Annotated in this window: 19 protein-coding genes and 2 pseudogenes; 10 read left to right on the forward strand and 11 right to left on the reverse strand. The window is 63.1% G+C overall.

What is annotated here, in order from left to right; translation table 11 throughout:
• Nucleotides 1-2: 2 nt before the first annotated feature.
• A complete protein-coding gene (locus J3D46_RS05105) occupies nucleotides 3-233 on the forward strand; it encodes a hypothetical protein (RefSeq protein WP_253465473.1) in 231 nt (76 codons plus the stop codon).
• On the opposite strand, the gene J3D46_RS05110 is transcribed toward J3D46_RS05105, so the two are convergent.
• On the reverse strand, nucleotides 230-1,291 hold the full coding sequence (locus tag J3D46_RS05110; RefSeq protein WP_231341173.1) for a diacylglycerol kinase family protein: 1,062 nt from the start codon (nucleotides 1,289-1,291) through the stop codon (nucleotides 230-232). The genes J3D46_RS05105 and J3D46_RS05110 overlap by 4 nt on opposite strands.
• A gap of 112 nt (nucleotides 1,292-1,403) precedes the next feature.
• Here J3D46_RS05110 and serS point away from each other — a divergent pair, with 112 nt between their 5' ends.
• Nucleotides 1,404-2,684, forward strand: coding sequence for a serine--tRNA ligase (gene serS, locus J3D46_RS05115; protein ID WP_253465476.1), 1,281 nt, complete (start codon nucleotides 1,404-1,406; stop codon nucleotides 2,682-2,684).
• On the opposite strand, the gene J3D46_RS05120 is transcribed toward serS, so the two are convergent.
• A complete protein-coding gene (locus tag J3D46_RS05120; protein WP_253465479.1) occupies nucleotides 2,681-3,418 on the reverse strand; it encodes a class I SAM-dependent methyltransferase in 738 nt (245 codons plus the stop codon). The genes serS and J3D46_RS05120 overlap by 4 nt on opposite strands.
• A gap of 176 nt (nucleotides 3,419-3,594) precedes the next feature.
• Between J3D46_RS05120 and helR the strand changes: the two genes are divergently transcribed.
• The 4 genes from helR to J3D46_RS05140 all read left to right on the forward strand — a co-directional run bounded on the left by helR (nucleotide 3,595) and on the right by J3D46_RS05140 (nucleotide 8,099).
• The gene (gene helR / locus J3D46_RS05125) at nucleotides 3,595-5,808 is read left to right on the forward strand and encodes an RNA polymerase recycling motor ATPase HelR (RefSeq protein WP_253465482.1); all 2,214 of its coding nucleotides are present in this window, start codon (nucleotides 3,595-3,597) and stop codon (nucleotides 5,806-5,808) included.
• 79 nt (nucleotides 5,809-5,887) lie between these two features.
• The gene (locus J3D46_RS05130) at nucleotides 5,888-6,733 is read left to right on the forward strand and encodes an HAD family hydrolase (protein WP_231341169.1); all 846 of its coding nucleotides are present in this window, start codon (nucleotides 5,888-5,890) and stop codon (nucleotides 6,731-6,733) included.
• Nucleotides 6,734-6,783: 50 nt separating this feature from the next.
• Nucleotides 6,784-7,623 carry an AraC family transcriptional regulator gene (locus J3D46_RS05135; protein WP_231341168.1) on the forward strand — a complete coding sequence of 280 codons (840 nt, stop codon included), beginning with the start codon at nucleotides 6,784-6,786 and terminating at the stop codon, nucleotides 7,621-7,623.
• 80 nt (nucleotides 7,624-7,703) lie between these two features.
• The gene (locus J3D46_RS05140; protein WP_231341167.1) at nucleotides 7,704-8,099 is read left to right on the forward strand and encodes a DUF1761 domain-containing protein; all 396 of its coding nucleotides are present in this window, start codon (nucleotides 7,704-7,706) and stop codon (nucleotides 8,097-8,099) included.
• 4 nt (nucleotides 8,100-8,103) lie between these two features.
• Here J3D46_RS05140 and J3D46_RS05145 read toward each other — a convergent pair whose 3' ends face one another.
• Nucleotides 8,104-8,844, reverse strand: a complete 741-nt coding sequence (locus tag J3D46_RS05145; RefSeq protein ID WP_253469149.1) for a GAF and ANTAR domain-containing protein — start codon at nucleotides 8,842-8,844, stop codon at nucleotides 8,104-8,106.
• Between the two features lie 104 nt (nucleotides 8,845-8,948).
• Between J3D46_RS05145 and J3D46_RS05150 the strand changes: the two are divergent.
• Nucleotides 8,949-9,386 (forward strand): annotated as a pseudogene (locus tag J3D46_RS05150) (sigma-70 family RNA polymerase sigma factor); the annotation flags it as partial.
• Here J3D46_RS05150 and J3D46_RS05155 read toward each other — a convergent pair.
• Nucleotides 9,361-10,443 carry an aromatic acid exporter family protein gene (locus tag J3D46_RS05155; protein WP_231341166.1) on the reverse strand — a complete coding sequence of 361 codons (1,083 nt, stop codon included), beginning with the start codon at nucleotides 10,441-10,443 and terminating at the stop codon, nucleotides 9,361-9,363. The pseudogene J3D46_RS05150 and the gene J3D46_RS05155 sit on opposite strands and share 26 nt — an antisense overlap.
• Nucleotides 10,444-10,627: 184 nt before the next feature.
• Between J3D46_RS05155 and J3D46_RS05160 the strand changes: the two genes are divergently transcribed.
• The 3 genes and pseudogenes from J3D46_RS05160 to J3D46_RS05170 all read left to right on the forward strand — a co-directional run bounded on the left by J3D46_RS05160 (nucleotide 10,628) and on the right by J3D46_RS05170 (nucleotide 11,930).
• Complete coding sequence (locus tag J3D46_RS05160) at nucleotides 10,628-10,969, forward strand: hypothetical protein (protein WP_253465485.1); 342 nt, start codon at nucleotides 10,628-10,630, stop codon at nucleotides 10,967-10,969.
• Nucleotides 10,945-11,346 carry a phage holin family protein gene (locus tag J3D46_RS05165; RefSeq protein ID WP_256492032.1) on the forward strand — a complete coding sequence of 134 codons (402 nt, stop codon included), beginning with the start codon at nucleotides 10,945-10,947 and terminating at the stop codon, nucleotides 11,344-11,346. The genes J3D46_RS05160 and J3D46_RS05165 overlap by 25 nt, the downstream gene beginning before the upstream one ends.
• A 9-nt stretch (nucleotides 11,347-11,355) precedes the next feature.
• Nucleotides 11,356-11,930 (forward strand): annotated as a pseudogene (locus J3D46_RS05170) (DUF3618 domain-containing protein).
• Between the two features lie 70 nt (nucleotides 11,931-12,000).
• Here J3D46_RS05170 and J3D46_RS05175 read toward each other — a convergent pair.
• From J3D46_RS05175 to J3D46_RS05205, 7 genes are all read right to left on the reverse strand, one after another.
• Nucleotides 12,001-12,471, reverse strand: coding sequence for a phage tail protein (locus J3D46_RS05175; protein ID WP_231341162.1), 471 nt, complete (start codon nucleotides 12,469-12,471; stop codon nucleotides 12,001-12,003).
• A gap of 39 nt (nucleotides 12,472-12,510) precedes the next feature.
• Nucleotides 12,511-13,110 carry a hypothetical protein gene (locus J3D46_RS05180; RefSeq protein ID WP_231341161.1) on the reverse strand — a complete coding sequence of 200 codons (600 nt, stop codon included), beginning with the start codon at nucleotides 13,108-13,110 and terminating at the stop codon, nucleotides 12,511-12,513.
• Between the two features lie 71 nt (nucleotides 13,111-13,181).
• Entirely contained in the window at nucleotides 13,182-13,817 is a 636-nt protein-coding gene (locus tag J3D46_RS05185; protein ID WP_253465491.1) for a hypothetical protein, read from the reverse strand.
• Nucleotides 13,804-14,439 carry an RDD family protein gene (locus J3D46_RS05190; RefSeq protein WP_253465494.1) on the reverse strand — a complete coding sequence of 212 codons (636 nt, stop codon included), beginning with the start codon at nucleotides 14,437-14,439 and terminating at the stop codon, nucleotides 13,804-13,806. Before J3D46_RS05190 ends, J3D46_RS05185 begins: the two co-directional genes overlap by 14 nt.
• Nucleotides 14,440-14,486: 47 nt before the next feature.
• Entirely contained in the window at nucleotides 14,487-15,263 is a 777-nt protein-coding gene (locus J3D46_RS05195) for a hypothetical protein (RefSeq protein ID WP_253465497.1), read from the reverse strand.
• Nucleotides 15,260-16,240, reverse strand: coding sequence for a hypothetical protein (locus J3D46_RS05200; protein WP_231341157.1), 981 nt, complete (start codon nucleotides 16,238-16,240; stop codon nucleotides 15,260-15,262). The genes J3D46_RS05195 and J3D46_RS05200 overlap by 4 nt, the downstream gene beginning before the upstream one ends.
• A 165-nt stretch (nucleotides 16,241-16,405) precedes the next feature.
• Entirely contained in the window at nucleotides 16,406-16,894 is a 489-nt protein-coding gene (locus tag J3D46_RS05205) for an inorganic diphosphatase (RefSeq protein WP_024818962.1), read from the reverse strand.
• Nucleotides 16,895-17,085 lie beyond the last annotated feature (191 nt).

The following is a 17,085-nucleotide window of genomic DNA, read 5'->3' on the forward strand; positions in this document are numbered from 1 at the left end:
TCATGACTGTCCACAGCGATGACAAAGACGGCCAGGGCATGATCGTCAATCCCAAGCCGTCAATCGATAACAAAGATGACTGGGACGGCGACGATGCTGATCGGGCGGATCGTCTGCGTTTTGAAGAAGAGCAAGCCATGATCAAGGAGCAGTCCGAGGCCCGGGCTGCCGCCAAGGCCGCGGCTGATGAGGCCGAAAGAAACACAGCCCAACCCGAAAAGGGCGCTGTCTAAACGGTTTTGGCTTTCGGCACGCGCACCAGCAAGGATCCTGGTGCCACTTGGACGGTGACTGTTGTCGCTTCGCCCGAGGGGTCGCCGTCGAGCTGTGTCGCCATCGGTTCCTGACTGCGGATGGTGACTTTCCCGGAACGGTAGAAGCTCATCATCGGCAGGTTCGCGTTGTGCTTGAACAGGACCTTTGTGTACATGGCCAGCCAGCCGAAGGCGCTGCGCGGGCTCATCACCACGATGTCCAGCATGCCGTCGTCGATCATGGCCTGCGGGATGAAGTCGATACCGCCGGGGATCAATCCACAGTTGGCAAACAGCACGCTGCGGATTTTGCGCGCCTGTTCGGGCTGGTCATCCATGGTGATGGTGACCCGTTTTCGGCGGCCAGGCAGGTGGCGGACGCCGGCCTCGGTATAGGCGAGCCAGCCGACGCTCTTTTTGAGGTTGTCCTTGGTGTCGCCAACAACCTCGGCATCCAAGCCCATGCCGGCGATCACCAGGAAGGTATGTTCTGCGGACTCGCCGGTAATTTCGTTGTCGATCCCCATGGTGGCGGTATCGATGAAGCGCTGATGGCCGAACAGGGCGGTCTGGATGCAGCCAGCGAGGTCTGTGACGTCCAGGTCCACGTTTCGTGCCAGCAGGTTTCCGGTGCCCAAAGGGATGAGGCCCATGGCCACGTTCTTGTGCGCCAGCGACTCTGCCACCACGCGCACGGTCCCGTCGCCACCGCACGCCAGAACGACGTCGGCTCCGTAGGCCAGCGCCTGGCGCGACTGCCCGTAACCGGGGTCCTCGGGGGTGGTTTCAAAGAATTTGGGGGCGTCCCATCCGGCGAGGTCACAGGCATCGGTAATGGCCTGACGGGCTACGGCGGCGTTGTTTTTCACGGGGTTAAGGATGACTGCAACGCGTTGGTCCCCGGGGCCGGGCTTGTGGGCGTCCTCCCGAACCGCGCTCCTGGTGTGCCGGGCTTTCAATCGGCGCACACCCCACCAACTGGAGACGGCAAACGCCACGCCCCCAGCGAGAATCACGTACAGGATCCAGTCGCTCATGGTGCTCCAACACTATCCTCCTGGGCACTCCTCTCTTTGCCTCGTCCCCGGGACGGCCAGCCTTTGCCCACTACGGACCGGTAATCCGCGGCGGATTCGATACTCTTGTCTGGTGATCGACGTAAAAGACCTCAGCGAAAATCCGGACAAGTTCCGTGCCAGCCAGCGCGCCCGTGGCGCCGACGAGTCCGTTGTGGACGCGATCATCTCCGCTGACTCCGATCGCCGTGCCGCGCTGATCCGCCATGAAACCCTCCGCGCAGAGCAGAACGCTTTCGGCAAGAAGGTGGCGCAGGCCAAGGGCGAGGAGAAGCAGGCTCTTTTGGCCGAGGTCAAGGAACTGGCCAACTCGGTCAAGGCCGCCGCCGCTGAAGCCTCTGTCGCTCAGGCGAAGCAGGAGGAACTGCTCCGCGTCATCCCCAACCTCGTCGTGGACGGTGTCCCGGAGGGCGGCGAGGACGACTTCGTGGTGGTCAAGACCGTGGGTACCCCCCGCGAATTCAACGATTTTGAGCCGAAAGACCACCTGGAAATCGGTGAACTGATCGGCGCCATCGACATGGAGCGCGGTGCCAAGGTTTCCGGCTCGCGCTTCTACTTCCTTCGCGGCGTTGGTGCCCGCTTGGAGATGGCACTGCTGCAGATGGCCATGGAGCAGGCCATCGATGCCGGTTTCGTCCCGATGATTACCCCCACTTTGGTGCGTCCCGAGACCATGCAGGGCACCGGTTTCGACGTAAAGCACGACGCCGAGATCTACCGCCTCGCGGAAGACGACCTTTACCTTGTGGGAACCTCGGAGGTGGCCCTCGCCGGCTACCACGCAGATGAGATCCTGGATCTCTCCGCAGGCCCCATCCGATACGCCGGCCAGAGCTCCTGCTACCGCCGCGAGGCCGGTTCGCACGGCAAGGACACCCGCGGCATCATCCGCGTGCACCAGTTCAACAAGGTGGAGATGTTCATCTACACCACCGTTGAAGAGGCCGCTGCAGAACACGAGCGACTGCTGGCTTGGGAAGAGGAAATGCTGGCCAAGTGCGAGCTGCCCTACCGCGTGATCGACACCGCAGCAGGAGACCTCGGCATGTCCGCGGCCCGCAAGTTCGACTGCGAAGCCTGGGTCCCCACGCAGAACGCCTACCGCGAGCTCACCTCGACGTCCAACTGCACCTCGTTCCAGGCGCGCCGCCTCAACATCCGCGAGCGTGCGGTCAATGAGGAAGGCGTTGCCAAGGGAACCCGCGCTGTTGCAACACTGAATGGCACCCTGGCCACCACACGCTGGATCGTTGCCATTCTTGAACACCACCAGAACCCGGACGGCTCCGTCAACGTTCCCAAGGCACTGCAGAAGTACCTTGGCGGACTTGAGGTTTTGCCGGTTCTCTAGCGGGGCTTGCGGGCAAGCGCGATCAGTTCGCCTTGCCCGCTGCCCACGTCCTCGCCGGCCCAGCCGCCGAGAATGTGGTCCACCTCGAAGCCCGCGAGGCCCAGGTCTTGGCGCAGCTGGTCCTCGCTGCGGAACGCCAGGACCGACGACTCTGTTTCATCGATGCTTCCGTCAAGGAGCCGGTGCTCGGTTAGCGCAACGAGCCCGCCGGGCAGCAGGACACTCTCCATCCACGTTTCCAAGGCGGAGCCATCGGGGAGCGTGTGCGTGCGTCGCGTCGTCGGCGGATTCCAGCCTTCCCATGCCTTGGCCGCCGGGTCGCGGGTATCGAACACCAAACGCCCGCCGGGTGCCAGCGCGCGGTGAACGTCGGCAAGCGTTCGCGACCAGTCGCCGTCGTCGTTGATCGCCTGGGCCACGTGCGCCGTCATGATCGCGACGTCAAAGGTCCCTTCAGGGATTTGCGTTGACGTACCTTCGATCCACGTCACGTGGTCGGCGCCGCGCTTCCCACGAGCGGCCGCAAGGGAGTGGGGGTTTGGGTCGATGCCAACAACGGCATGACCCTCCGCAGCAACCGCAAGGGTCATCCTGCCCGTGCCGCAGCCCAGATCCAACACCCGGCTGTTCGGCCGCTCATTCACGAACGCCAGGAAGAAGTCGTCATCCGCGGCCCACAAGTTCTCTACGTCGTAGAGGGCTGACAGCCGGGCGCCGGTCATTCGGGAAGACATCCGACTACCCTACAGTTCCGGGGTTGTCTTTCGGCGGGCATTTGCGCACAAAAAAAGAAGGGAATGATCCCTTCCATATTCAATTTATAACGCACATGGGGGCTTGCGGCAAGGCCCCCCTGATGCCGAACAATTGATCCACGAACCCCACAACAAACGGAAAAGGGAGTCGTGGAATGCCCGAAATCAGCCCCTTGAAATCCAGTGCATTTGCCCTGCCGGAGCAGCGTGCACGTAAGGCCGATCCGCAGCTGATAGGCAGCGACGAGCGGCAATTCGAAGCCATCGCCAAGAACCTGTCGGAATCCATTGCGGACTTGTCGGGCCGCCTCGACCTCACGCGAAAGCAGCCAGGGGGTCGTGGCCAAGCTGCCTTGGACCGTGACCAGGAGATTCATCGGATCACCGCGAGGCTTAGGGCCCTGCGGCGCTTCGGTCTGGACCTTTGCTTGGGCCGGATGGTGAGCGCGGACAGTCCGGATCCTGTGTACGTTGGCCGGCTGGGACTCAATGACAGCCAAGGGCACAGGCTCCTGATCGACTGGCGCTCGCCTGCTGCCGAGCCGTTCTTTGGTGCAACCCACGCCAATCCGATGGGCTTGGTGAGCCGGCGCCGGTACCGCTGGACACAGGGCCGGATCAGTGACTATTGGGACGAAGTGTTCACCGCTGACGGGCTGCAGGGGAACGCGGCCCTTGATGACCAGTCTGCCTTCATCGCCAGCCTGGGAAGCACCCGCTCACCACGGATGCGCGACGTTTTGGGCACCATCCAGGCGGACCAGGACCAGATCATTCGCGCGGGCTCGCGCGGGGCGTTAGTGCTCGACGGCGGTCCAGGTACCGGAAAGACTGTGGTTGCGTTGCACCGGACGGCTTATCTGCTCTATTCGGATCCCCGACTCAGCCACCGCGGCAGCCATCGAAAGAGTGATGTTCTGTTTGTTGGCCCCCACCAGCCCTACCTCGCCTACGTTGCCGATGTTCTTCCCAGCCTGGGTGAGGAGGGTGTGCAGACCTGCACGTTACGGGATCTGGTCCCCGAAGGTGCCACGGCCGCCGTCGAAAGCGATCCGGAGGTGGTTCGCCTCAAGTCGTCCGTGGACATGGTCACGGCGGTGGAGCGCGCGGTGAAGTTCTACGAGGAGCCGCCGGCCAAGGGTATGGAGGTCGAGACCCCCTACGCCGACGTCTGGCTCAGCGCCGAGGACTGGGCCGAGGCTTTTGATGCCGCAGAACCAGGGACCCCGCACAATGAAGCGCGTGATGATGTGTGGGAGGCGCTGCTGGAAATCCTCATGGATAAGCTGGCCGGGCACGATCTTCCGGAGAGTTTGCTCCGCAGGGCGTTCACCCATAACGCTGGGCTGCACACGAATTTCAACCGTGCGTGGCCGCTGCTCGACTACAAAGGGTTGGTGGCCGAGCTGTGGCGGGTGCCGGCGTACCTGCGCCTGTGCGCACCATGGCTGCAGCCTGATGAAAGAACCACGCTGCAGCGTGAATTCCCCGACGCGTGGACGGTCGAGGACCTGCCACTCCTGGACGCAGCCCGGCAACGGCTCGGTGACCCTGAAGCCGCGCGGCGAAGGCGAAGCCAGGAGGCAACACTCGCCGCTGAACGGGAGCTCATGGATCGGGTGGTGGATGACCTGATTGCAGCGGACGACTCCGAGAACATGGAGATGTACATGCTGCGCGGCGATGACATGCGGGACAAACTGGTGGACCTGGACGCCTTGCCCACCCCGGATCCGGATGTCCTCGCAGGACCGTTCGCGCACATTGTGGTGGATGAGGCACAGGAACTGACGGACGCGGAGTGGCGCATGTTGCTGCTTCGCTGCCCGTCACGAAGCTTCACGGTGGTGGGGGACCGTGCCCAGGCCAGGCACGGCTTCACTGAGTCGTGGGAAGAACGCCTGGAACGCGTGGGCCTGGGCAACGTGGCGTTGGCCAGCCTGAGCATCAACTACCGCACGCCTGAAGAGGTCATGGCGGAAGCGGAGCCGGTCATCAGGGCAGCCCTCCCGGACGCCAACGTTCCCACCTCTGTCCGCAGCAGCGGCCTCCCCGTGGTCCATGGAAAAACGCAGGAGCTCAACTCCTTCCTGGAAACCTGGCTCGCCGAAAACCCGGAGGGCACGGCTTGTGTCATCAGCCGGCGGGACGACGTAGCATCCAAGGCGACATTGAACCGCGTCGGCTGGCTCACCCCTGAATTATGCAAGGGCCTGGAGTTCGACCTCGTGGTCCTGCTGGACCCGGAGGAATTCGGGGATGGCCACGAAGGCGCCGGCGTAGAGGGCGCCGTCGACCGATATGTCGCCATGACCCGGGCCACCCAGCAGCTTGTGATTCTCCGGAGCGGCGGGCAAGCATCCAAATGACCACTGTTCATCGTCCGTTAATCCCCCGCTGTGGCGCCGGTCCTAGTTCAGTGTCGGAGGTGTCTGCTCTACTGTAAGCATGACTATTTTGACTGATACTCCAGTTGCTGGCATCGATGACCAGCCAAATAACAACAACAACCTCATGGTCGCCTTGGACGTTGACGGCACGCTCGTTGACCACGATGGCCACATGTCACCGGGCGTTCGCTCCGCTGCCCAGGCTGTGGTTGCCAGCGGACACGACGTCATGATCGCTACCGGCCGTTCGCTCAATGCGACGCTCCCGATCATCGAGCAGATCGGCCTTGAGCGAGGCTACGCCGTTTGCTGCAATGGCGGCGTGACACTTCGACTGGATCCTTCGCTGGACAAGGGTTACGAGATCATCCACAAGGCCACCTTCGATCCCGCGCCAGCTCTGAGGGCCCTGCGCGAGCGGCTGCCCAATGCCAAGTACGCGTTGGAGGACGAGGACGGAAACTTCCTCTCCACCGAGCGCTTCCAGGACGCCAGCTTTGGCGTGGAGTCCATCGGCGTCGATTTCCAGACCATGCTGGATGCTACGGCGGTACGCGTGGTGGTCTTCAGCAGCGAGAACACCTCTGACGAATTCAACGAGGCCATTAAGCACATCGGGCTTTCCGGCGTGACCTACTCGGTGGGCTGGACGGCATGGCTGGACATTGCCGCTGAGGGAGTCACCAAGGCCAGCGCCCTGGAGGCACTGCGGCGGAAACTGGGTACTGACCAAGCCAACACAGTAGCCGTGGGTGATGGGCGCAACGACATTGAGATGCTCACCTGGGCGGGTCGCGGTGTCGCCATGGGTCAGGCTCCGGACGAGGTACTCGCCGTTGCGGATGAGGTCACTGCGTCAGTGCTCGACGACGGCGCGGCGCAGGTGTTGCGCAGCCTGCTGTAACTGTCGCGGGCCCCGGCGGGATTTGTCGCGGAGCTACCTAGACTGGGGCTGTGTTCTACGAAGAGTGTCCCGCGCCGCCGGGTTTGCAGCCGTTCGTCACCTCCCTTTGGTTTGTCCGCGCCCAGCCTCAGGCCCGGTACGAGAAAATCCTCCCCGGGCCGGAATCGCACCTGATTCTCAACCTCTCGGAGCCGTACCGTCTGATCAGGCCGTCCGGAAACGCCAGCGAACCCACGGCAACGGAAGTTGCCACAGGTTTCTATGCCGGCCTGCAGCGCAGCTACGTCATCAGCGAGAACCCGGATCAGCTCTTCAACGTTGGTGCCCGCCTGACTCCCTACGGCCTTGCGGCGTTCACCAGCCAACCGCCGTCGGGGTTTCAGAACCGCGTGGTGGATGCCGAGATCATCTTCCCGGGCTTTACGGAACTGCGCTCGCATCTTGGGGGAGCCGAGCCCGGGCAAGCATTCGCGGCCCTGGCAGGGTTCTTGCAACAACAGATCAGGCCCGGCTACCGAGCGGACCCGAGAACCGTGCAGGCTGTCGAAACCCTCGCCAGGGAAGACGTGGAGATCAGCGTCCTTGCGGCAAGGTTGGGGGTCAGCTCCTCCACCTTGGAGCGGGTCATGATGCGGGACTGCGGGACCACCGCCAAGGCCTACTCGGACGTGTGCAGATTCAACCGGATCGTCAACCAGGCGGCAGCGCTGCCCCAAGGCTCGGTGCCGGGCCGTGAACTTCTGCACCTGGCCGATTACTACGATCAGCCGCACCTGATCCGGGCCTTTAGGCGCTTCAGCGGCTTTACGCCCACCGAGTACCTTGAGGTGGTGCGGAGTTACGGCGCTGAATACGCCACTTTTGTTCCGCTGGAGGAAGTCTCCCGATAACGTGCGGGTTTTATACAAGCCCCCTCACCTTCCCGGGCGTACTGTGCATTCAGGAACTGCACACCTTGGAGAGGACCCCCATGGAGATTCAGATCAATTGGCTTGCGGTGCTGTTGGCTGCCTTGGCGACATTCGTGGTGGGTGGGCTCTGGTATTCGTTGCTCTTCGCCAAGCCGTGGCAGAAAGCCGCCGGCGTGAGCGATGAGCAGTTGAAGTCCGGAACTGCGCGGGTTTTTGTGGGTTCATTCATCCTCGCCGTGGTGATGGCCGTCTTCCTGGCGGCGTTCATTGGCCGTGGCGGCTTCGCGTTCGGGACCTTTGCAGGGTTGGCTGCCGGTTTGGGATGGGTGGCCACGGCGCTTGGCGTGAACTATCTGTTCGAGCGCCGCAGCTTGACGCTGTTTGCCATCAATGGCAGCTACAACGTGGTCACTTTCACGGCCATGGGCGCCATCATCGGTGCCATGCAGGGGTAGCGACCTACTTGAAGACAGTCTGGATCGGCCCTCCGCCGGCCGACTCAACGATGGCCTGCGCCACCACCCGCAGTTTGACGTTGCGGTTGCTGGAGGCCCTTTTAACAAGCTCGATGGCCTCCACCTGGGTGCACCGGTTCTGGGCGATGATGATGCCTGTGGCTACGTCGATCACCGTCCTGGACTCCATGGCAGCCCGCAGATTGGCGGCTGTTTGGCTGTGCTGTGCGATCAGGACTGCCAGCTGAAGACCCTTGGACGCCTGCTCCACGTAGTCGTTGGCGCGCTGCACCGCTGCTTGGTCAAAGGCGTTGGGACGGTCTGAGTACAGATTGAGGCCGGCCATCGAGGCGTTGTCCGGGAGCGGGAAAGGAACCGCCAACACGGAACGGAGCCCATGGCCTGTGATGGCCTCGTTGTAGTCCGGCCACGTGTTGTCTTTCTCAAAGTCGGGGATGTGGACCTGGGTGCCTTCGCGGCAAGCATGGAGGCAAGGACCGTCCGGGTAAGCGTACTGGACCTCGTCCAATTGCCGTGCACGTTCGCTGCTGCTCGCCACGGTGCCGGCTGTGCGGTGGCGCATCAGTGTGATCCCGCAGTAAACCTCTGCGTCAGGGCTGCTGAACATGGTTGCCGAGTGGCGGGCCAGCTCTTCAAGAAACGCTTCGACATCCGGAGTGCTGAGCAACAGATCCTGAATATCGGACAGCACCGTAGTCGGCTCTGCGAGCTGTGGGTCTTCCATGGAGATCTCCGATCCGGTGGACATGGCTACCTTGTGAGCCTAACCCGGTTGTATGCCAATAGTAAGTATGCTTTCCTTTTGGTGGAGTCTATGACGAGTCAAAGGGCGCAAGCTTCCCTGCTTACGCGGCGCCCGCTATCGCAGGGGAGGTCAAGAGATACCTTCGTGATCACTGCTGGGTAGTACGCCCGCCGCGGACCATCCAGGACCTTAGGCGCCAAGTGCTGGCGCGGACCGAAGAGCTGACGCAGGGGTGCCCGACTGACCGGATTGAGGATGTGTTGGCACTGCGAAATGCCATGCGGGAATTGAGCGCAGAGGACAGGCACCTGCTCTATCGGCGTTACTACCACGAGGAAACGCAGTCCACCATCGCTGGAGCTCTCGGGATGTCCCGAATGCAGGTCTCACGCAGGCTCTCGAGAATCCTCGGGGACCTCCAGGCCCGGTTGCTGGACGGAATGGGTGCCGGAGGGGCCGGGATTCCTCCCCGGCGCTCGAACCTCGGTGACGGCATTAGTCCACGGACAAGACAACCGTAAGGATCCGGCGCAGGCTCATGGCCACTGACGCCGGTGCGTTGACAGGGGACTGATTTGCAGCGGCCTCGGCCACGGCATCGCTGAGGGCGGTGATGCCGTCCTTGGCCTCCGCCAAGCGGCTGGCCAATTCGCCGGATTCCGCATCCCGCCAGTGGTCAATGACGGCCGCAACGGCATTCAGGGACTCGGCCAGATTGCCCACCACGGCATCGGGGACGACTGTCCCGGCGCCTTCCTCCCAGATGGCGCTCGCAAGGACGTCGGTGATGTCCTGGACATGGAACGTGAGCCGCTCAAGCGTCCGCAGTTCAGCCAAATCGCCCGGAAGGCGGGTGGCTCGACGGCGGGACCTGGGGTTCGCTTTGGCGCTCAGCTCAGCTTGGTGCACCGCAGTCCGCACGGCTGCGGCCGTGAGGGACAGCTCGTCGCTGCGGGTGGCCCATGCCTCATGGTTGGGCGGCCATGACTCCTGCATTGCCTTGGCCATGTCCTTGAGCTGGCGGGACAATGCGCCTTGGTGGCCGGCGATTGCGGGGTCGATGTCGTCGAGGTGCAAAGGCGGGAAAACCAGCCAGTTCACGGCGAAGCCTACGGCAACGCCCAGGGCCATCTGGAGGACGTACGCAAAGGAGAAGCCTTCGGCATTTGAGTCTCCCAACACCAGCACGAACAGGGCTGCCATGGGAATCCATTCGGACGCAGTGCCCAGCCGGGGAAGACCGCCGATCAGAACGCCTAGTCCCACCACCAAAGCGACAGCGAGGGCCGTTGGTGCTGCCACGGTGGTGATGGCAAAGGCCATGCCGATGCCCAGGACCAATCCGGCCAGGCTTTGCAGCCCATGCTTGGCGGAGTCCGCCACGGTGGGGTGCATGCTGACCAAGGCGCCCAGCGGGGCGTAGTACGGATAGGCGGCCGCGGACCCTGGCATGAAGGGTGCGAGGTACCAGGCGAGTCCGGCTGCAACGGCTGTTTTGGCCGCGAAGAGGAGTCGGTGGCGTGTGACGGTTTTTCGAAGCGCGGGGATCAGCCGCCGCCTGCTTGGCAGTTGGCTCATCAAGCCAACGTTCGCAGGTATGTCGTCACCTGTCGAGCCGAAAGTGTTGAACGTGAGCGAAGCATCAATTTCCTCTGTGATTGTGATTGGAACCGCCGCAAGCGGGTACACAACCATTGATAGTAACGATACTTACTATCCCGGCTGCTGTCCGCAGCCTGCCAACTGTGGAAAGAGAGCGACAATGGCTGAGAGCCAATCTCCGCAGGACGGAAGCTTCGCAGCGCCAAGGGGTGGGGCCCACGCCGGGACCCGGCCCTTCACCGGAAGCTACCTGGACTCGCCGGACGTTGAAACTGGTCATGTGGCCCACGAGGTCAAGGTGAACGCCCGCCAGCTGCTCACTCAAACCAAAGGCGAGCTGTCCGAGCAAGCCCAAGCCCAGCAGCAAAGGGTTGCCGAGGGCTTGCGGTCAATCTCTGATGAGCTGTCCACCATGGCCAATTCAACGGAGGACGGCGGCGTCGCAACGGACTTGGTCCAGCAGGCAGTCACGCCAATCTGCCACCCACAGAGGCCCATGTGAAGGCGGAAACCCTTCCCCTCGGCGAGCTGTTGGGCGACCTGACGCGGGACGTTTCAACGTTGATGCGCCAGGAAGTGGAGCTGGCCAAGGTCGAACTCAAGGAGTCTGCCACCAAAGCAGGCAAAGGCGCGGGAATGCTGGGCGGAGCGGCCTATGCGGGCCACATCACCGTGCTGTTCCTGTCCATCGCCCTTTGGTGGGCCTTGGGCCAGCTCGTTGGCCTTGGGTGGTCCGCCGTCATTGTTGGGGTCATCTGGGGAATCATCGCTGCGGTCCTGGCCACGCTGGGCCGCAAGGAACTGAACACCATCAAGGGCATGCCCCGGACCGCCCAGACGGTCAAGGAAATACCCCCGGCATTGAAAACCGAACATTGAGGAGTCACGGTGACGCAGAACCCCGACGCCCTGCGCGCCGACATCGAAGAAACACGCCGGCGGCTGAGCACCAACGTTGATGCGGTGGCTGACAAGGTCACGCCGTCGCACATCGTCAACCGCCGTGTGGACAAGGTCAAGACTGCAGTCTTCGGCGCTCGCGATGACGTGCAGGACAGGGCCGGCGACGCCGCGCGCCAAGCACATGATGCCGTTTCCGGGGTTGTTTCCGACATTGGCGACGCACCGCAGGCAATCACCCGCAAGGCACAAGGCAGCCCGATCGCAGCTGGCCTGATCGCGTTCGGAGCGGGCTTGTTGGTGGCCTCCCTGTTCCCGGCCTCAGAGAAGGAACGCGAAGCTGCCCAAGCAGTTAAGGACGCTGCCCAGCCGCTGACCGATGAGCTGAGCCACGCTGCCCAGGAAGTTGCCGAGCACCTGCGCGAGCCCGCGCAGGATGCGACGCAGAACGTCAAAGACAGCGCCACGGACGCCGCAGCCACGTCAAGGACGAGGGCCAGGCAGCAGCCGCCGACGTCCAGGACCGCGCGCAGACGGCTAGGGACAACGTCAGCAACCAGTAGAGTGTCCCGCTGACCCAGCTGAGTCGCAGCAGATGCCCTTTTGAGCCCTTAAAGCGGCATTAACTGCGACTCAGTTGGGCGGGTACTCGCCCTTGATCAGGAAGAAGGAGCCGCGGATAACCCCGGCCAGCTTGGATTTCTGTCGGGCAAACTTGAACTTGGCTTCCAACTCGGCCGGGATGTCCATCCCCTCGGCCAACTTCAGACCAACGGCCCGCTTCCCGTCGTCGAGGCTGTACATCACGTTGATCGACAGCCCTGATTCGTAGAACACGTAAGCCATGTGCAGGTCTTCGACCTGGAAAGCGGTGGCTTCCAGCGGACGGGACTCAATGACGATGTCGCGCTCTTCCCGAAGGATCCGGCTTACGCGCTCCACCACCGCGGGGACTTCCTCCGCGGGGCTTACCGTGAAGATGTGCTTGTACTTGGTCCGGAAATAGCGGGCTTCGTTGGCGCGCAGTCCTGCGGCGGTCTCCGCCACAGGGGACGATTCCAAACCGACGGTCGAAACTGCCTCGAAGTCAACGGTGTACGGCATAAGCCCTCCTGGTGGGGTGCGGTCAGGCACGGAAATGATTCAGCGTACTTCGAGGATCAGCTGCAGGAGGCGCGCTGCGGCCGGACGGGCGGCGTGTTCTTCCGCCCACTGAGCCCGTGCCAGCGCCTTGCTGACGGCCTGGGTGGTGATGCCGAGCTCCTGCGCCACCGTCTTTTGCTGGCCCCGGACCCCGGGTGTGAGCAGGTCGAGGACCCGCCATTCCGCCGCGCTGCGGTGTTGGACAATGTGTCCCAGGAGCCGCAGTACAGCCTCGGCTTCCGAAGCCAACGCGGACAACGGCCCGTCCACGGCAACGGGGATCCGCTCTTTGCCGTTGCGCAGCCTGTCGACGGCCCGGCGCGCGTACACCAAGCCGTGGCCCGAGGCATCCTTGACCAGGTTGGGCAGCGGCTCATTGATGGGTCCCACGCCGATTCCCACGTACCACTGGCTGGACCTGAGGGCGATCAACGCAGTCTCCACGGCCTGGTGGCCGGACTCTACGATTCCCTGCACCTCATCCTCAACGGAGCGGTCAAAGTCGAGCCGGGCAGGAATATGCCGCAGGTCCTTGAGCAGCTGCGGCACAAGATCGCCGTCGCGGCGACTGTCGCGTTGGTTGATGGTGAGAGTGAACATAGTGGATCACATGCTACCGGCTGGTAGACGGTCTGCAAGGGCCAAATTTGCCCTTTGCCGGGCAAAGCTGGTCAGTCGAGCGTCATTCGCCCGGTCAGTACGACGGCGGGCAGCGCACCTGCCGCTGCCTGCGCGGCGCCCGGTGTTCCGGCGTCGTTCATGGCCCCGTGGATGGCTGTGACCAAAGGGGCGGGATCCTGGTTTGACGCGAATATCCAGAAAGTGTCGCGGGCCTGGAAAACCACTGCGTAACTGCCTCCGGCACCCAAGGAAACTTTTCGACGTGCCACCAGCCGGCGCTCGGGATCGGTGCCGTCGGCAGTGGTCACGGCTTTGAGGGTCCCGGGGACAATCTCGGCCCAGAGGATTACCAAACGGGTGTGTTTCTGCGAGTACTTGGCCACGATTCCGCCATCGAGGACCAAGAGTTTCCGGAAGCTGCCCAGGAAGGTCATTGCCCACAGTACGAGGCCCGTCAGCAGGCTGGTGATCACAAAGAAAGCGGGATCGTTGAAGTGTCCGGCTTCCCTGGTGGAACGGATGGGGCTGACAAACTCTGCAATGGCCCCGAAGGCGAAGCCGATTAGCAAGCAGGGGGCCAGGACGTTCCAATAGATGCGCCGGGAAAATGCTACATAGCGGAGCTGCCCCAGCTGGGGACCCAACTCGCGCTCAACGCGGCGAACCAGCCAATTACGGCCGCGCATCCGGACGCCGGCCATAGAGGTTGGGCAGGTCCTGACGCTCCCCGGCCGCGGCGTTTTCAGCTGCCACAACTTTGGGATCGGGAACCGGCTGCTGGCCGCGGGCAATGCCTGAACGACGATCAATGGCAGCAAACTTCGGGTCCCAGGTGTCGCCGCCCCCACCGCTGAGCGCTGAGGCGATGACCATCACCACGAAGAACGGGAAGAAGGACCAGCAGATGGCGCGCCATCCGCCCAACCAGGCTCCCGCCGTCGTGCCGTCCTTGATCCGCACGGAGCGCATGCCCGCGGCCGCGTCTCCAACGCTGCCGGCGGTGCCCCAGATCATGCCGTAGACCAACAGGCCCGCAAACCACAGGACAATGTAGAGGGTCAGCCAGAAACCGTCGTTGTATCCCAGCAGGGATCCGTTGGTCATCATCGACTCACGCACCACTGCGGCGATCGCAGCCAGGATGACGTAGCCCACCAGGAACACCACTGCATCCAATACGCGGCCCCAGAAGTGGGCGGTTCCGGATGCCTTGACGAAGTACGCGCCGGTGTCGGTGTGGCGGCGAACAGCGCGTCCGGTGACTGGATCGACCAAGCCGGTGGAGGTTGTGGATTTAGGAGTGCTCATGAGTGGCTTTCAGCTCGACGGCGATGGGGGGGCTTTGCGAGCGGACGTCAGCCCAGTCCGGCCAACCCGCCCAGGATCCGGGCCAAGGAAGCTGCGGAGGTTTCCTGGAGCTCAAACGACACGGAATCGCCGGCTACCTGAGGCGTCAGCACGCTAACGCCGGACGGGCCGGTGTAAACGGTGACCGTCGGGAATTCATCGGTGTCGGAGTTGAAAGCCACCACGTTGCTGGCGGCCTGGGTGTCGGCAAGTGCTGTGGCGGCGTGTGCCTCGAATTGGGCCTCTGTGTAGAGTGCGGGGTCGGTGTCCTTGGCGGCAGCCTTCTCAGGATCTACGAAGTCGGCCAGGCGGGGAACCAGCTGATCCCGGGTGACCACGGTGAAGCCGTGCAGGCCGCCTTCGTCCACTTCCTCCAAAAGAACACCGTCGTCGTGGACGTAGCCGTAGAGCCAGCGCTTGCCAGTGGAGACTGTGCGTTCCACGGAAACAACGCTGCTTCCGCTGCGGCGCAGGGTGAGCGCACCGGTTATTTCTTCGGTGGCGTGCAGACGGGAAGGTTCGGTTTCACCCTCGAAAACCACCGGATACACCAGCTCTTTGGCGAGTAGTCCGCGCAAGGCGACGGCGCACATCAGTTCCTTGCTTCCGTCCTGGGCCGAAAGCCAAGGCAGGGCCACCAACTGTTCGTGCTGGACGCCGTCCAGCGCCACCACTTCTTCATCAGTCAGCGTGGGCAGCGCGGCCCCTGTTGCGCTGGCTGATGCCAGGACCTTGGCCGCGGCCTCGATGTCCCGCTGGGTCCATTTCATGGTGCTGGTGGTCATCCGAATATCCCTCCGACAAAGTTTCCGACTGACTTGGCGGCGTCACTGACCCCGTCTGCCACCTTACTGCCTACGTCCTTGGCGAAGCCCGCCACCTCCTTGGCGCCATCGGCGATGTAGCTGCCCGGGTTGCGGGCGAAGTTGCTGATGGAGTCCCAGTTATCGGCCACGAGGTTGCCCAAGGCCCAAGCCCCGGCAACCAGTCCGGCGCCGATGACGATCGGCGCCCCAATGGGTCCAAGCAGCGCGGCGCCACCGGCTGTCATGAGCATGATGCTGCCCACGCCACCCACCACGGACAACCCACCGGCAACGCGGTCGCCGGTGCCGCGCCAGCCGTCGTGCTCGGGGTTGATCATGTCGCTGATGCCACCAACAATGTTCAAGGGAGCGGCCACGGCTCCGGCAATGCGCAGTCCCTTGGAGAATTTGCTGGCATCCTGGAATGCCTGGCTGTAGGGGATATTGGCCTTGAGGTCTGTGATGACGTCGGTGACCTTCTCGCCGTTGCGGAGCGCGGTCAGGGCATCGCGGACCACGGTGCCGCCGGCGCGCCAGTTGGTGAGCACCTCACGGGTCTTGACCCATTCCGCATGGCCGAGCTTGCCGTACTTGTAAGCGGTCCATAGCTGGGCGCCGAGTTCCTTGACGCCCATTCCGGTGTCGTAGACGTCCTTCAGGACGCCCACCGACGTCCCCGAGCCGTCATTGTGGCTGGCGAACTCCTGCTGGTTGGCGTGCTTCTTCAGTTGGCTCGCGTTTTCGCGCAACATGTTGGCGGCCTTCACCAGGCTTTGCCGGTGCTGTGAATTCCAATCGCCCTTGAACACAGTGGCGTCCCTGCCCTGCCACGCCGTCGTCGAATTAATGGCGTTGGACAGCTGCGAACTCTCCAGATTGATGGCATCGGCAGCCTTGCCCATCACGCCGGCCAGACTGCGAAGCTGCGCGATGTCTGCGCCGTAGAACCCAGCCATGTGGAACCCCCTGTGTACAAGCGTCGAAAAGTCTCGTCCCAGCCTAGGCCGACCTGCAAGCTGCCGCGATGGGGAGACATGCCCATGTGCACAAAATCAGGACGTTAAAGCACGACGGCGGCTGGTGCGGTTCGCAGTGAACCGCACCAGCCGCCGTCGGGCGGACTAGTGTGCTGCCGGAACGTAGCGCTTGATGGAAGCTTCCAGCTCTGCTTCGGCGGCGGCGCGGTCGCCCCAGCCTTCGGCCTTGACCCACTTGCCGGGCTCCAGGTCCTTGTAGCGAGTGAAGAAGTGCTCGATTTCCTTGATCAGGAATTCGCTGACGTCGCTGACTTCCTGGATGTGGTCGAAGCGGGCGTCAACGGGGACGCAGAGGACCTTGGCATCCCCGCCGCCGTCGTCGGTCATGTTGAAGACGCCGATGGGGCGGGATTCAACAATGACGCCCGGGTGGAGGTCGAAATCCTGCAGGAGCACCAGTGCGTCCAGCGGGTCGCCGTCCTCGCCCAGGGTGTTCTCGAAGAAACCGTAGTGCGTGGGGTACTGCATGGAGGTGAACAGGACGCGGTCCAGGCGGACACGGCCGGTTTCGTGGTCAACTTCGTACTTGACGCGCGATCCCTTGGGGATCTCGATGGTCACGTCGTGCTTCATGGAATGCTCCTTGACGGGTGTGGGTGGGGCGTCGCCCCGCCGAAGCGGCCGTCACGGGTGACGGTGCCTCAGGCAGGCTGCTAAACCCGGGGCTGGCGGCAGGCAAAAGGACAGCCGGTGCCGCCGACTACTATTGAGGATATAGCGAGAGGCCCGGGTTTCTTGAACCGGCGGGGACATTTCAGGACTGA

Origin of the sequence: Paenarthrobacter sp. A20, assembly GCF_024168825.1 — a bacterium.
Lineage (GTDB): Bacteria > Actinomycetota > Actinomycetes > Actinomycetales > Micrococcaceae > Arthrobacter.